Raw genomic sequence first — 14680 nt, forward strand, 5'->3', positions numbered from 1 at the left:
CGTCCACTCCGCGCCCGGCCTCGGCTCTTGCCTCAGCCTAACGACACCGTCTGTCAGATTAAGTCCAAACTACTTCAGCTCACTTGTGAGTGGATCATCGTGTGCAGAGTGCTCCACTTCAGGTGTCTAGAAGGAGCATCCTTAGCGCCGATTGACATTAATGATCTCCGAATCCGCCATCTCTCGATACTTCTGGTTATCGACGTCCCAGTCAGCCACTGCTTCGAGCTCGGCACCGGTCAGTTCGGGTACGACAAGGCGCCCACCTTGGAGGTAGACTTTTTCAACGGGCAGCGGAAACTCCTTCTCGCCCAGGCCCGCAATGCCACCATATTCAAGAACAAGAAACGTAAGTCCGTCAGTGACATTCAGCACGACACGTTTGACGCTCCCCAGCCGCTCACCACGTGGTGTGTAAATGTCACGCTGCTCAAGATCCCCCACACGCAGGGCTTGGTTAGGAAGTACTGCATTACCCTGTATTTGCTGTACCTGGACCGCAGCGCTGGTCTGGGGCGTTTGAGCCTGCGCTCCATTTGGATCTGCTGTAGTCGCTCCCAACAGTACCACGACAAGAACTGCCTTCATCATGCGTAACTCCTCGCAATCGGTGCATCGCGGCGTGCCACTCGCTCTCTCTCAACTCCCCTCACTCCCAGCAAGTCAATAGACGCTTCCGAAGAGCGTTCCCCGAAGTACAATCCTGGCAGGCAACAACAGTACGCTAGAGAACAGGTCTCGTTGGAGGCGAAACGACACGTCAGGCAAGGTACGTTAGGAGACCAAATGACAGACCCTGTTCTCAGTCTGCGTGTTTGAGACCTTGGACGAAAGGAGATGAGCATGCATACGAGATTTCTCGCCGCTATGGCGACCGTTCTGATTGTGAGCGGCTCCCCAGCTGCCTACGCACAATCCCGCAACCAGGGCGACGGTCAGGCCTCGGGCAACCAGAACCTGTCCCTAAATCCGAATTCCGGCCTGACAATACAGGGCAACCAACCCGGCGCGAGCCGGTCGGACCAGCGGGCGATGCTGCGCCGCGAGCTGCGCCAAGCCGGGTTCCAGAACATCCGGATTCTCGATGCTGCGTTCCTCGTGCAGGCTCGAAACCGGAATGGCGATCAGGTCGTCATGATAATCAACCCGCCTCGGTCAGGTGGGGTGAGTACGACTAGTAACCAGGTCACCACAGGCTCCACCGGGCAGGACAACTCTTATGGATTCAACACGCCGACACGCTACGGTTCCCCTCGGTACACCCCTCCGGATTCAATCCCGCAATTCGGCAACATGAACAATCAGAATAACCCGAACTGAAGCCGTCGAGAAGCAAATGAACCCAATTGCAGGCTTGGCCCAACTCAGCTGTGCCTGCGCTCCATTGACGTGGGATGACTGACCCCGACCGGTCATTCCCCGCGGCTGAGTTGTCGGAGCGCAATCTTTCGAGCGATGCTCTCCACGGCAAGGGTGAGCGACTGCATCAGCTCAGAGCCTTCGCGATAGTCGGTGCGCGCAAGGTTCTGGACGCGCCTCTGCGGATCGACTTGTTCCATGCCACTCCAACCCTCGACTTGATCGCTCTTGTAGACGCCGAGGGCGATACCGCCTCTGTCATGCAGGAAGCGGAACACGGCCATATCGCTGCTGCCGTCTCCGGCATAGATAACCTGATCGAGCGGGACGTGCCACTTGTAGCCCGGCACATCCTGGTAGACATGTGCAGGCGCGTTCGGCCCCGTAGGATCAAGCCCCTTGCAGAGGGCCAGAATATAGCGAACCTTTTCCGGGTGCGTGACAGTCAGCATGGGGAAGTCCAGCTCGCCCGTCTGATCGTCGAAGTGGAGCTTTGTGCCCCACAATCCGTCGAGGTCCCGTGCGATGCTTGTGGCGGCCATAACATCGTAGAGTCCCGAACTGACGACATAGAATTCGAGGTTTACATCCTTCGCCACTTCGCGAGCCGTGCGGCGCATGGATTCGAACATGTCCAGCGTGCCCTCGTAAGGCTCGAGATTGCGGCCAACCTCCGCCACAAGGTCTTGCGTGATCCTCACGTCGCCGGAGCGGGACAGCCGGACGAGAGCATACGACTTCGCCAGAATTTCATCCCAGCCCTCCATGCGGAGAGGCTCGATGCGGTCGCGTTTCCAGGTTTCGGGATCCATGCCGCAACGGCGCACCAGAGCGTCGAGGGTGCTTGGAGCTAGCGTCAGGTCGAAATCAAAGATGAGCGCCATACGGCCATGGGAGCTCTCGGTTGCGGTCGTCGCGGCATGCTCCTTGAGCATCTCTTCCTCCCATCCTGCCGCAGGCAACGCCGCTGAAGCCTCCTTGAACACGCCCGTGGCCCCCGACCGGTTCCGCACAAATTCCGTACGGCGCTAGACCCTCCGGCGATGTTCACTCGGGGCAGGAGACCCGCCCTCGTTGGCCAGCCCATTCGTACGGCGGGCGCTATGGCGGCTTCATTCTCTGTCCAGTGCCGTACAGATCCATCGCGCCGTTCGGATCCTCCTGCCACCCGCGGCTTTGATCCAGGGGTCGGGGCATCAATGGAGGTGGATATGCGCAGACAATCACTCGTGGTGCTCACGGCTGCTGCTTTGGCCGGCGGTTCGACGGTTGCGCTTGCCCAGGGCGGCCAAGCTCAAGCCGCAAACATCAATCAAAACCAAGCCAGCTCAAGCGAGGCGCGCAGCCGGATCGATGGGCCGAGCCGCTTCTCGGAGCGGTCGGCCCTGCGCCGGGAGCTGCGCCAAACGGGATTTCAGAACATCCGTATTCTCGATGCCGCTTTCCTGGTGCAGGCCCGCACCCAGGATGGTCGGCCGGTCGTCATGATCCTCAGCCCGCGGGATGTTGGCAGCGCCGTCACGACAAGCTCCGTTGAAACGAGCCGGACGGATGGAGGCCAGGACTCGTCAGCTCAGCGCCCGCAGCAATTCGGCGCGACCGGGACTGTTGCACCGAGCTTGGAGCAGGCTCTGGATCTGCGGGAACTCACCTCTCCGATGGTCAACCCGGGACTGGTGGAGCCCGGTCGGATGCGCGAGTACCTGCAATCGCGCGGCTTCTCCGATATCTCCAGCCTGCGCCGGGACGGCAGCTTCTACACCGGGACAGCACAATGGCGCGGTCGGCAGGTGAGCATTAGGGTGGATACGCGCAACGGCCTCATCGTCGAGCCGGAACAGTATCTCCAGAGCCAGTTCCGGCAACCGGGTCTCCGCTGAACAGGTTTGGCGCCCGCAGAGCAACGGCTTCCGGCGTGCTCTGTCTTGGGCTCTGGCCACTTAATCAGGTAACGGCCGTCCAGTGACCGAAGCAAGCCTGACGAACGACACGCACCGGAGGCTCATCACGTTTGCGGCGCGCGCCGGGTATGAGGCCCGGGGGGCGTTGTACCTGCTGATCGGCACACTCGCTCTTCTGGCCGCCCTTGATCTGGGCGGGGATCCTGTCGGCACGCGCGGCGCCTTGCGGGTTCTGTTCGCCCAGCCCGCTGGTTATCTGCTTCTGGGCAGCATCGCGGCGGGGTTTGCCTGCCTTAGCGCATGGCGGCTCATTCAGGCCTGGGCGGATCCTGCCGGCTATGGCCGTGACCTGAAAGGACTCGGCATCAGGACGGTTCTGGCGGCAAGTGCGCTTGTGTATGCCGGGATTGCCGCCTTCTCGGTCGGTCTCATGTTCAGGTGGGAGGGTGTCGAGGCAGTCGCTCGCGCCGCTCCTGTGACGACGTGGCTCGCGTCGATCATGGCGGCCCCGTTCGGCTCGTGGCTTTCAGGGGCCGTGGGGTTGGCCGTTGTTGGAGTTGGGGTCGGCAAGGTGGTCAAGGCTTGGCGGACCGAATTCGACGAGCATCTGGACTGCGAGAATCATATCCGGCTCTGGGTGGTGCCGGTCAGCCGTTTCGGGCTAACCGCGCGCGGCCTTGTGTTTGTCATGATTGGATCTTCCGTGGTTTGGGCCGCCTTCCAGGTGCAGGCCGAGCGGGCTCTCGGGCTTGCCGGGGTGCTTCGGTCGCTGGAACGAACGCCCTTGGGCTGGATTCTGCTCAGCGCCGCCGCTCTCGGGCTCGGTGCTTTCGGCGTCTTCGGGCTGATTGAGGCCATGTACCGCCGGATCGACGTGAAGGACATCGATTGATCGCTGCAGATGAAGGATCGCGCACCGGAGTTGTGCCTATGTGTCGAGAGTTGGGGGGAACAGCCTGCGCCACGCACCGATTCCGCCGCCCCTGTTCACCTCCACATACAGTTCTTCTTCGTCGCCGGCACGGCGGAGCCAACCGGCGGCAGTCCCGTGATCCAATTCAGGCCGCTGCAGGAGGGTGGACGACGTCAGTCCGTACGGTGAACCTGTCAGGATCTGTCCGATCCGGGGCAGGGGCGTCGTAGATGATCAACAGAGCTTCCGGACCAGCTTCAGGCCAGAGTTCAAGTCCCTCCGGGTGATCTACATTCAACCGATACGGCAGTTCGGCGACTGTCTCGATGCGGGTGGGGCTGATCACGCCGGAGGAGTTGTCGTGCACCGCGTCCCGCCAGCGCAGAACAAAGGCCGGTCCCTCCAGGGACATGGTGGGGCCGACCAGCAGGAGAAGATCATCGCCGGCGAAGCGCATGTCCCGGATTCCCAAGCCGCGGGTGTCGAGCAAGTGTTTACGGTAGCGCTGGCGGCCATCGACCCGATCAGCCTTCAGCCGGTTCGGATTGCTCCGTTTCGACTTCATCTCAAGATCGAGGATTACTGCATGGCCGCGCAGAACGGGACCGCGCAGCCCCAGCCAGACACGGTTGCCACGCACCGCCATTCCCTCCGCGTCAAAGCCGTTCTCCTTTGAGGGGACCACCAAAAAGCATCCAAGCTGCGGGTCGTCTCCGAGCCACTTAATCAGTGCACTGTGTTTTTTGCCGTACTTGATCCAGGCTGACTGCCGTTCTCCGTCCGAGCGAACTGGGGCGAACAGCCCCGGCGCCTTCTCGACAAGAGGAATGCGTCCGAGAAAGAAGCGATTAGGCTCTCGCTCGATCTCCTCCATTCGGTGCAACGCCTCGTCGCGGTCATTCTCATCACGCTTGGGTTTGGAGCGCTTGAGAGAGTGGGAGCCGACGATCCAGAGAAAGCCATCACTGGCACACAGCCCCGGTTGCGTCGCAAATTTAGAGCAGGGACGCAGAGGCGGCCGGCGCTCCGTCCCAAGTTCAGGCAGCAAGCAGATCGAACTGCTCTGCCAGTGAGGGCAGCGGATTGGGGGCATACTTCGCCTGTCCTTTCCGCATCATGTGAACCATCTCGATGCCGCCCAAGATCGTCCGAGCGGACGCCATCGACTTGAACCCGAGCATCGGTCGAATGCGCCGCTTGACGGCGCGATGATCCTGCTCAATGCGATTGTTGAGGTAGGCACTTTGCCGGATCTGGATGGGCTTCAGCTTGCGTCTCGATCGATCCTGGAGCCGACTTGTCATATCGCAAGCTAGAATGGCTTCTCTGTTCGTCTGGCTGCCGTCGATGACAATCCGCTCGGGCCGAGCATGGCGATTGAGCGCCTTTCGCAAGAACCGCTTGGCCGCTGCCAGGTTGCGTCGCTCGCTGAACCAGAATTCGACCGTGTCACCATTGCTATCGATGGCGCGGTAGAGATACGTCCAACGCCCGCGCACCTTGATATACGTCTCGTCCACGTGCCACCTCTTGGTGACAGCTCGCTTTCGGCGGTTGAAGCGCTCCAGCAGTTCGGGCGAGTACCGGACAACCCAGCGATGCACGGTCGCGTGATCGACGGAGATGCCGCGCTCGGCCATCATCTCTTCCAAGTTCCGGAGGCTGAGATTGTAAGCGAGATACCACCGCACACAGAGCAAAATCACCGATCTGTCAAAATGCCTGCCCTTGAACACGCCGCCCTCCGTCCCTGAACCCGGGGAGCAGTAGCTGAAACTCTGAAACAAAAAGTTTGCGACGGATCCCTAGGGTGTCGTAGTAGATGACCTTGGGCATGGTGGTGCGAGACATGGGTTAGCCTCTTAGTATTCGGGTTTCAGTCTTTTCATCGTGGATCTCAGCGCCTCCAAGCCACTGCCGGGCTTCCTCCAAGCTGCCGAATGTGTGTTCGGCTTCCTTGAAGGGCGCGGGCCGTTCGGTTGGAGGCAGATCCACCAGGAGCTCCGCTGTCCATGTGGCATCATCTGTTCGGCCACTTTGGACCAAGCTGGCGATAATCACCCCATTGAGCAGCACGTCATAGCTACCGGGGGCAAGCCGAGAGAGCCTATAGGTCATTCTGTGCTCCCTCTTGCCTAGATCTAAAGCGCACTCCGGCACCACCCCCGTTCTCCGGGATGAACTGAATTCCTGCGTCTTCGAGGGCCTTCTGTATGTCCGCGAGTGTGCGCCCATAGGGGGTGCGCTTCCCAGCTTCGAAGTCTGCAAGCGTGGCATTCGAAACTCTGCATTGCTTGGCCAATTTACATCCACCTCCCACGGACCTTGATATACGTTTCATCCATATGCCATCTGCTGGGGACCGGACGCTTGCGCCGGTTGAACTGCTCGAGCAGGAGCGAGGTGTAGTGAACCGTCCAGCGATGGATCGTGGCATGATCGACCGTCACGCCTCGTTCGGCCATCATTTCTTCCAGGTTCCGCAGGCTCAGGCCATAAGCCAGGTACCACCGGACGCACAGCAGGATCACTGAGCGATCGAAATGACGGCCTTTGAACATCATGCGCCTCCGGAGTTGACCGGAGGCGTAGGCCGAACTCAGTTACCGAACTGTTTGCTACAGTTCACCCATCGGTGGCTCCGCCCAGGAGGGCCCCTGGCCTGTGCCGGTGCACACGTCATGAAATCGTAGGACAAGGTGACGACTCCCGGGCAGATCGATTTTGGGAACCTTCTCGTCCGGATCGATGATGCTGAGCGCGTGGGTTGCTCGGAACGATGCAACGTCGTTGGCAGCCGAATGCAGCGCCGACAGGGCCATCTCGGGAAGGCTCATCGGTGTCTCCAGGGGATTTCCTCGCTGTGGGGTCAATTCTGCACCTGAAGGAGGAGACCGTAAATGTGCGTGAGGGACGTCCAACTGTTGATCTCTTCGGAAATGTTCACGAACCGGCAGCTAGTGCGATTGATTCCGCAACCCGTTCATAGTGATCGGTTAGAATGGCCGTTGCCACGCGCAAGTGATAGGTAGGTAAGTTGGAGAACTTGGCTCCTGGATGTACAGCGATGCCGTGTGCGGCAAGCGTCACCATTGCGAACGGCTCTGACGAAACAGGGACCCACGCGCACAGTCCGGCGCCGTGCATTGCCTGAACTCCTCTTTGTTGCAGAGCATTGACCAGACTCGCGCGCCTCTCATGATAAGCTGTTCGGGCATGAGTAATGGACGCCTGCGTCGCCGGATCACGCAATAACCAAGCGGTGGCAGATTGCAGGATTCGGCTCGTCCAGCCGGAACTAAAGCTTCGGTAAGATTGGATCTGATCGACGATTGCCTCGGGACCCGAGAGGACTGCGAGACGTAAATCAGGCCCATGGGTTTTTGAGAATGACATGATGTGGATCACCCGGCCCGGAAAATGAATACCCAGCGAGTGGCGCGGAGCGACCGAAATATCGCTGGTTCCGTCATCTTCAACGATGATCGTATCGGTGTTTTGCAGGACCTCGGCCAGAGCATTCAAGCGATTTTTGGTCATGGTCTGGCCTGTGACCGAATGGAGTCGCGGCTGAAATATGAACGCTACGGGTTTTGACTTCATCGCGATCTCGAGGGCTGATGGCAAAGGCCCCTCGTTGTCACATTGAACGGGTATGATCCGAACGCCCCGATCCTCCAGGATATCAAGGAGGCGCATGCCGGTTGGATCCTCGATCGCGACCGATGCTCCCGGAGGCAGCAACGCATGTACCAGGGTATACACAGCGTTATAGCCTCCGTTTGTGGCCAAGAACGCTTCTGGCTCATAAGGCCATATTCTCCGGATCTCCTCCTCCAATTCAGGCAGAATACGGTTACGCTCGTAGCTATTCAGATTTTCGGCCGCAGCGCCGTAGGCCATCGCGGTCGCGAGCGGTGGCAGTAGGCGAACGTCAGGAACTGCCGCGGTCAGGTTCAATATGCCTTCACCGTAATTCCCAGAGCTGGCGAGGCGGTGCGGCTTGGCTACGAAGCGGTCACCACTCACCCATGTGCCGTTTCGCCCTCGCCCGCTGATGACCTTATGGCGGCGTAACTCGCTCCATGCTTCTGAGATGGTCGCTGGGCTTACCCCGAGCGCAAAGGCAAGATCGCGGATCGGAGGTAACTTAGTACCAATCGGAAGCGCGCCCGCACGAATAAGGGCTCTTGTTTCGAGACTGATCCCGCGAATGGTTCGATCGGTCAGTTTCTCAGCAAACCAGTGTGCGTCTCGATCGTTTGTCATGCTGCGCCCGAAATTAATGTTCAATAACATAATATGATTTGCTCAATATGATATGAACATTTTAGGCTTAGGAAAGACAGACCTCTTACCAGCGGATCCTGATGCCCTTAACCCTCCGCCTCGCCCTTCGTGACTGGGATTACATGACGCCTCTGATTCTAGGCGACGTGCGATCACCACGCGTCGAAATTCAAGTCGATCGTGTTGGCACCCTCATTTCCAATGTCGCAAACGATCCTTCCTATGACGCCGCTGAAATATCGTTCAGCCGTTACGCACAACTCCGTCTGGACGGGGACGACAGTGTAGTTGGCATGCCGAACTTTATTATGCGGGGCTTTCGCCATCGCTGCATCATCACCACAAAGTCGAGCCGGATCCGTAAGTTTTCAGATCTCGCTGGCACGAAGATCGGTGTGACGGGATGGCGGGACTCCGGCAACACTTGGACTCGGGCGGCCATCCGCCGAGAAGGGGTCGGGATTGAAGACGCCATGTGGTATGCAGGCCGCCTAACCGAAGCCCATCCGATTGCAGATCGGCTTGACGGTTTCGGTCGTCCAGGTCGCATCGAAGCGGCTCCAGGCGAGCGCCCGATGGTCGAGCTTCTGAAGGATGGTGGCCTCGACGCCGTCTTCACCCCGTTTATGCCGCCGGGGTTCTTCGACAGAGACTCGCCATTTCGTCAGGTGCTTGATGATTTCCGTTCGGCCGAAGTCGAATATTTTCATGAGGTCGGCTACGTACCGGGAATGCACCTGATTGGCTTCAAGGCTGAGATCGTGCGCGAGCATCCATGGATTATGGATGAACTCAGCGATCTGATCGACGCCTCGCAGACGATGTGGCTGCAGAAACGCGAAAAGTATGCCGATACGACGCCTTGGATGATCGACGAGTTGCGTCGCTGCGCTGCCGATTTGCCGCCAACCTGGAACGTTAGCGGGCTTGAAGCGAATGAGAAGATGATCAGCGACTTCGCCACGGAACTACACGAACAGAAAATTCTGCCGCGGCTGCTGACGCCTGAGGAACTCTTCCCCTGGCACGCAAGGAAGAGCCATTCCTGAGCGCTACCCGAGAGTGGAAGCATTTTTCCAGAACTATGAAAGGGAACAGGACATGCATTCGAAACTAATCGCTTCCTTTGCCATCGCTGCGTTGATGCTCGCGGGCCCAGTTCTCGCCCAGGAATCGGCCATCCCGAAGCAAACTGTGAACGAGCAATTGCGCGCACGTCTGCCAGAGAACATCCGTGCTGAGGGCAAGATGATCTCGGTCAACAACGGGTCATTCCCGCCCTATGAGATTGTTACCGGCACCGAGATGACTGGCGCCAGCAAGGATCTAACAGACGCCATTGGCCAAGTTCTGGGTATCAAAATCGAGCATGCGACGGTCGGCGGCCTCCCGGCGTTGCTCGCGGGTGTTAATTCCGGGCGTTACCAGTTTGCATTCGGCCCCGTCGGTGACTTCAAAAGCCGCGAAGAAGCCAATGATTTCGTTGACTGGGTTCAGGAATTTGTTGTCTTTGCCGTTCAAAAGGGCAATCCGAAGGGTATCACCTCCCTGGATACCGCCTGCGGCAATCGTATCGCAGTAATGGCTGGTGGCTCCGCCGAACGCGTGATTCAGGTTCAGGCTGAAAAGTGCAAGGCTGAAGGCAAAGAGCCGATTACAGTTCAATCCTACACGGACCAGCCGAGTTCAATTCTCTCGGTTCGCTCAAAGCGGGCGGATGCCTTCTTCTCTTCTCAGGCTCCACTCACTTACTTCGTAACGCAGGCTAACGGTCAGCTTGAGCTAGCTGGCGTCGGTCAGAAGAACGGCTTTGAGGATCTCTACCAAGGCGCTGTTGTGCCAAAAGGCTCGCCGCTCGGACCTCTGCTTCTCGATACTATCAAGGTCCTGATGGACAACGGAACTTATGCCGCAATCATGAAGAAGTGGGGCCTTGAGAACAACATGATCAAGCAGCCCGGCATTAACCTCGGTGGAACTCTCCCGAAATGAAGGCCAATAACGTAACAAGCGCATCGCCAGATGGCGATGCGTCCTTTCGCGATGTGGCGACAGCTCACGTTCCCTTCAGATTGGGTCGCTTGCTCCTATGGGCCGTCATCCTTATCGTCACAGTGGATTTCACCTGGATCGTTGCCCGAAATGAAAACTTCGGCTGGCCGGTCGTCGCCCAGTACTTCTTTGATCCGACGGTCATTAGCGGTCTTTACGTTAGTCTGGGACTGACTGTCGTTGCCATGACGCTCGGCACAATCATCGGGTTGGCGTTGGCCATCGCCCGTATGTCCGATGACCGTCTGGCGAGCTCGTTCGCAGCGCTTTTCATCTGGTTCTTCCGAGGCACACCGCTGCTCGTGCAGCTGATCTTCTGGTACAACCTCTCGACTCTGTTCCCACAGCTCTCGTTGGCTGTCCCATTCGGTCCGACTCTTGCAAGCTGGGATACGAATTCGGTAATCACGCCGATGACAGCTGCCATCGTTGGATTGGCGCTCAACGAAGCAGCCTACATGGCAGAAATCATTCGTGGTGGTCTTCTTTCTGTAGATCGCGGCCAGACCGAGACAGCCGAAGCTTTCGGAATGACGAGAGCGCGGGCCCTCTGGCGCATCATTATCCCGCAGGCAATGCGTTCCATCGTTCCGCCGACCGGAAATCAGCTGATCAGCATGATCAAGGCGACCTCGCTGGTCAGCGTGATCGCTATGGCGGATCTGCTCTACTCCGTGCAGTCAATTTATAATCGCACCTTCGAGATCATTCCGATGCTACTGGTGGCGGTGATCTGGTACCTGCTGATCACCTCGATCCTTAATGTCGGGCAGAGTTACATCGAAGCCTATTACGGCCGTGGCGAACGTCGAAACGGAGCCGAAGCGAAGCCGACGGATACCGGAGCCGCTGTCGAGGAGCCAAGCCATTGAGCGCCGTCCAAATCACGAAGCCGCTTGTCGAAGTCCGTGACGTTCACAAGTCTTTCGACCAGCTGGAAGTGCTGAAGGGTATTGATCTTGATATCATGCCGGGGGAGGTCGTTGTCATCCTCGGGCCCTCGGGATCAGGGAAGTCGACGCTTCTACGCTGCATCAATCACCTGGAGGCCGTACACAGAGGCTTTATCGCGGTCGACGGCGAGCAGATTGGATATAGGATCCAGAACAATCGTCTGGAAAAACTCTCGCCAAACGGCATCGCTCGCCAGCGCCGGAAGATCGGCATGGTGTTCCAGCAGTTCAACCTCTACCCACACATGACAGTTCTGCAGAACATCATTGAGGCTCCTGTGGGAATCCATGGTGAAAGCCGCAAGGAAGCTACCCGGAATGCCCTGCAGCTCTTGGAAAGGGTCGGCCTTTCGGAAAAGGCACACAGCTATCCTCGCCAGCTTTCCGGAGGCCAGCAGCAGCGTGTCGCAATCGCCCGTGCTTTGGCAATCAAACCCAAGCTGATGTTGTTCGACGAACCGACGTCGGCGCTCGACCCCGAACTGGTTGGCGAAGTGTTGGCGACCATGCGCGATCTTGCGAGGCAAGGCCTTACCATGATCGTTGTCACCCATGAGATTAGCTTCGCCCGAGAGGCGGCCGACAGGGTGGTATTCATGGATGACGGCAAAATCGTCGAAATGGGCAAACCGGATGATGTAATCGGCAACCCGCAGCACTCACGCACCAAGGCCTTTTTGGCGCGATTCCTGTAGTCTCGGGCCGGTCAACTGTTCTGAAGCCAGTCTTTAACCATTACTGCGGTCAAATTCATGCTCAATGATAATATCTTTGCCAGGGTCTCAGATTTTGAACCCATGCAGGCGGAACTCACCCGCATTCGGCAGTATCTCCATGCTCATCCGGAGCTCTCATTTGAAGAAGCCGAAACAGCACGTTTCGTTGCCGAGAAGCTTGAGGGATGGGGATATGAGGTGAGTCGAAATGTCGGCGGCCACGGCGTCGTTGCACGCTTGAGCGCCGGCAACGGAAAAAGAAGTATTGCCATTCGAGCCGATATGGATGCTCTTCCGATCGCGGAAGAAACCGGCCTATCCTATGAGAGCCAGGCTCTTGGCAAGATGCATGCCTGCGGCCACGATGGTCATACAACCGTGCTGCTTGGTGCAGCTGAGTATCTTGCACGCACCCGCCGGTTCAACGGCACCGTGACGCTTATTTTCCAGCCGGCGGAAGAAGCAGGCAAGCTAAGTGGGGCTCAGGCGATGATCGCCGATGGCCTCCTTGAGCGCTTCCCCTTTGATACGATCTTCGGTTTGCACAACCACCCAGGTGCGCCGGAAGGTAACATTCTTCTTCGGTCTGGGCCTATGATGGCCTCGTCTGATACGGTCAATATCACCGTTACGGGTCGCGGCGGCCATGCCTCGCGCCCGCATCTCACGGTTGATCCTGTGGTGGTCGCCTGCACTCTTGTTGTCTCGTTGCAGACTATCGTTTCGCGGAATATCGACCCGACCCAAACGGCGGTCCTCACCGTTGGGACGATCCACGCAGGCAATGCGGTCAATGTAATCCCGGAATACGCAAAACTCGCATTGAGCGTCCGTTCCTTCGATCCGAAGGTTCGGGATCTCCTGCAGGAGCGCATCATCAAGCTGACAGAGTCAGTCGTCGAAGGCCACGGAGCCACAGCCGATATTGACTATGAACGTGGCTACCCGGTCGTAGTCAATTCAGAGGCGGAGACGAGCTTCGCTCGGGCGGTGGCAGAGGAGTTGATCGGGCCGGAACGAGTTTCCACCTGTCACATGATACCGGGAAGTGAGGATTTCGCCTATTTCCTCGAGCACAAACCGGGAAGTTTTCTGCGTCTTGGCAACGGCATAAACTCCCCAATTCTACATAGCTCGAAGTATGACTTCTCCGACGCAAGTTTGACCACAGGAGCCGCGCTTTGGGCTCGCCTGGTAGAGCGTTATCTCACTGATTGACATCCTCCCCTCCGTGAACGGAGGGTATTTCTTCCGCGTGTCACGCCGTGAGGCGTGACCTAAGCGACTACGTGCCGTTTGCCTGCAGACATCTGGCGCCCGCGGTCGATTAACGGAACGACGAGCTTTCCAAGGGCGACTGACAGATAATCGGTGCGCCCAACGAACAGAAACGCCAAATAAAGCCGCATGAGCTCGACTGTGACATACTGGAAGCCAGTTTCGGAGCGCTTTTCATGCTCCAGTAGCCGGACAGCCGTTTCCAGCTGGTTCTGTTGGAGCTTTAAAGCTTGCTCCGTCTGAGCTACGACGCGAAGGGTAGTAAGAGGGACTGGCGGTGAAGCAGAGTAACAAGAACCCGTTCAAGGGTCGGCAGTTCACGGCGGAGATCATCCTGTGGGCGGTCCGCTGGTACCTACAGTTCCCGATCAGCTACCGGGATCTCGCGTGCATGCTCTCCGATCGCGGCGTGCAAGTGAACCACACGACCCTCTTTCGGTGGATCCAGGCTTACGCTCCCGAACTGGACAGGCGCGTTCGTCCGCATCTCCGCACGACCAACGGTTCCTGGCGCGTGGACGAAACATACATTCGGGTGAAGGGTGAATGGGTTTATCTCTACCGCGCCGTTGATGCGACCGGGCAGACCATGGACTTTCTGCTCTCACCCAAGCGGGATGCGGCTGCCGCACGGCGCTTCTTCCGGAAGGCTTTAGGGCAACCCCATACGGTCAATCCGCGAACTATCACTGTCGACAAGAACGCCGCCTATCCAGTTGCAATAATGGCTATGAAAGGTGCCGGCGAGCTCTGGCGGTTTGCCAAACTCCGGCAGGTGAAATTTCTCAACAACATCGTCGAGCAGGATCACCGGCGCATCAAGCGGCTGGTCCGTCTCGGGCTGGGCTTCAAGAGCTTCACGACGGCCTCACGGACGATTGCCGGCTACGAGGTCATGGCGATGATCCGCAAGGGACAGGTTGTCCGTGCACCAGCGAATGACATGGGCGCGCAGCGCGACTTCATTGCAGCTCTCTTCGGAACGGCCGCCTGACCTGAGGTCCATTCCGGTTCGCGTGTGACCTATGTCAAGGTTTGCAAGGCGTTGTCAAATTAACTGAGAGCGGGCGCACTGAGGGAAACTCGACCACTGAATGGACTTAAGCGGCAGTGCTGACTGCGGACTTCCACTCCGCCATGACATTGAGGCGGTGAAGATGGGTAGCAAGGGCAGAGCGGCGGGAGTGGGGTGGGACGAAGAGGTTGCGAACTGCTGAG

At 58.3% G+C, this 14680-nt stretch carries 15 protein-coding genes and 2 pseudogenes; 9 read left to right on the top strand and 8 right to left on the bottom strand.

The genetic code is table 11. The features are described 5' to 3' along the window. Positions 1–141 precede the first annotated feature (141 nt). Positions 142–591 (bottom strand): PRC-barrel domain-containing protein, encoded by a 450-nt coding sequence (locus tag JQC81_RS30060; protein WP_203275453.1) that lies wholly within the window; start codon positions 589–591, stop codon positions 142–144. Positions 592–843: 252 nt separating this feature from the next. Between JQC81_RS30060 and JQC81_RS30065 the strand changes: the two genes are divergently transcribed. After that, the gene (locus JQC81_RS30065; protein WP_203275454.1) at positions 844–1320 is read left to right on the top strand and encodes a hypothetical protein; all 477 of its coding nucleotides are present in this window, start codon (positions 844–846) and stop codon (positions 1318–1320) included. 92 nt (positions 1321–1412) lie between these two features. Here JQC81_RS30065 and JQC81_RS30070 read toward each other — a convergent pair whose 3' ends face one another. Beyond that, the gene (locus JQC81_RS30070; protein ID WP_203275455.1) at positions 1413–2294 is read right to left on the bottom strand and encodes an HAD family hydrolase; all 882 of its coding nucleotides are present in this window, start codon (positions 2292–2294) and stop codon (positions 1413–1415) included. A 276-nt stretch (positions 2295–2570) separates the two neighbouring features. Between JQC81_RS30070 and JQC81_RS30075 the strand changes: the two genes are divergently transcribed. Next, on the top strand, positions 2571–3239 hold the full coding sequence (locus JQC81_RS30075; protein WP_203275456.1) for a hypothetical protein: 669 nt from the start codon (positions 2571–2573) through the stop codon (positions 3237–3239). A gap of 82 nt (positions 3240–3321) precedes the next feature. Next, positions 3322–4152, top strand: a complete 831-nt coding sequence (locus JQC81_RS30080) for a DUF1206 domain-containing protein (protein WP_203275457.1) — start codon at positions 3322–3324, stop codon at positions 4150–4152. 166 nt (positions 4153–4318) lie between these two features. Here the strand turns inward: JQC81_RS30080 and JQC81_RS30085 are convergent, their stop codons facing one another. The 5 genes and pseudogenes from JQC81_RS30085 to JQC81_RS30105 all read right to left on the bottom strand — a co-directional run bounded on the left by JQC81_RS30085 (position 4319) and on the right by JQC81_RS30105 (position 8442). After that, positions 4319–5266: a DUF3616 domain-containing protein gene (locus tag JQC81_RS30085; protein ID WP_246520758.1), complete on the bottom strand. Its 948-nt coding sequence runs from the start codon at positions 5264–5266 to the stop codon at positions 4319–4321. Beyond that, positions 5211–5909 (bottom strand): IS6 family transposase, encoded by a 699-nt coding sequence (locus JQC81_RS30090; RefSeq protein ID WP_203275459.1) that lies wholly within the window; start codon positions 5907–5909, stop codon positions 5211–5213. The genes JQC81_RS30085 and JQC81_RS30090 overlap by 56 nt, the downstream gene beginning before the upstream one ends. A gap of 573 nt (positions 5910–6482) precedes the next feature. Further along, positions 6483–6734, bottom strand: a pseudogene (locus tag JQC81_RS30095) (IS6 family transposase); the annotation flags it as partial. A 57-nt stretch (positions 6735–6791) separates the two neighbouring features. Beyond that, a complete protein-coding gene (locus JQC81_RS30100) occupies positions 6792–7010 on the bottom strand; it encodes a hypothetical protein (RefSeq protein WP_203275460.1) in 219 nt (72 codons plus the stop codon). A gap of 106 nt (positions 7011–7116) precedes the next feature. Then, complete coding sequence (locus JQC81_RS30105; protein WP_203275466.1) at positions 7117–8442, bottom strand: aminotransferase-like domain-containing protein; 1326 nt, start codon at positions 8440–8442, stop codon at positions 7117–7119. Positions 8443–8543: 101 nt separating this feature from the next. Between JQC81_RS30105 and JQC81_RS30110 the strand changes: the two genes are divergently transcribed. The 6 genes from JQC81_RS30110 (at position 8544) to JQC81_RS30135 (ending at position 14456) form a co-directional block, all read left to right on the top strand. After that, on the top strand, positions 8544–9512 hold the full coding sequence (locus JQC81_RS30110; protein WP_203275461.1) for a substrate-binding domain-containing protein: 969 nt from the start codon (positions 8544–8546) through the stop codon (positions 9510–9512). Between the two features lie 52 nt (positions 9513–9564). After that, the gene (locus tag JQC81_RS30115; protein ID WP_203275467.1) at positions 9565–10455 is read left to right on the top strand and encodes an ABC transporter substrate-binding protein; all 891 of its coding nucleotides are present in this window, start codon (positions 9565–9567) and stop codon (positions 10453–10455) included. Continuing rightward, complete coding sequence (locus JQC81_RS30120) at positions 10452–11387, top strand: amino acid ABC transporter permease (protein WP_203275462.1); 936 nt, start codon at positions 10452–10454, stop codon at positions 11385–11387. Before JQC81_RS30115 ends, JQC81_RS30120 begins: the two co-directional genes overlap by 4 nt. Then, complete coding sequence (locus tag JQC81_RS30125) at positions 11384–12163, top strand: amino acid ABC transporter ATP-binding protein (RefSeq protein WP_203275463.1); 780 nt, start codon at positions 11384–11386, stop codon at positions 12161–12163. The genes JQC81_RS30120 and JQC81_RS30125 overlap by 4 nt, the downstream gene beginning before the upstream one ends. Before the next feature lie 57 nt (positions 12164–12220). Further along, a complete protein-coding gene (locus JQC81_RS30130; protein WP_203275464.1) occupies positions 12221–13402 on the top strand; it encodes a M20 aminoacylase family protein in 1182 nt (393 codons plus the stop codon). A 337-nt stretch (positions 13403–13739) separates the two neighbouring features. After that, entirely contained in the window at positions 13740–14456 is a 717-nt protein-coding gene (locus JQC81_RS30135) for an IS6 family transposase (RefSeq protein ID WP_203275465.1), read from the top strand. Between the two features lie 106 nt (positions 14457–14562). Here the strand turns inward: JQC81_RS30135 and JQC81_RS34670 are convergent. Continuing rightward, a pseudogene (locus tag JQC81_RS34670) lies at positions 14563–14680 on the bottom strand (IS6 family transposase); the annotation flags it as partial.

Origin of the sequence: Microvirga arabica (genome assembly GCF_016811235.1) — a bacterium.
Lineage (GTDB): Bacteria > Pseudomonadota > Alphaproteobacteria > Rhizobiales > Beijerinckiaceae > Microvirga > Microvirga arabica.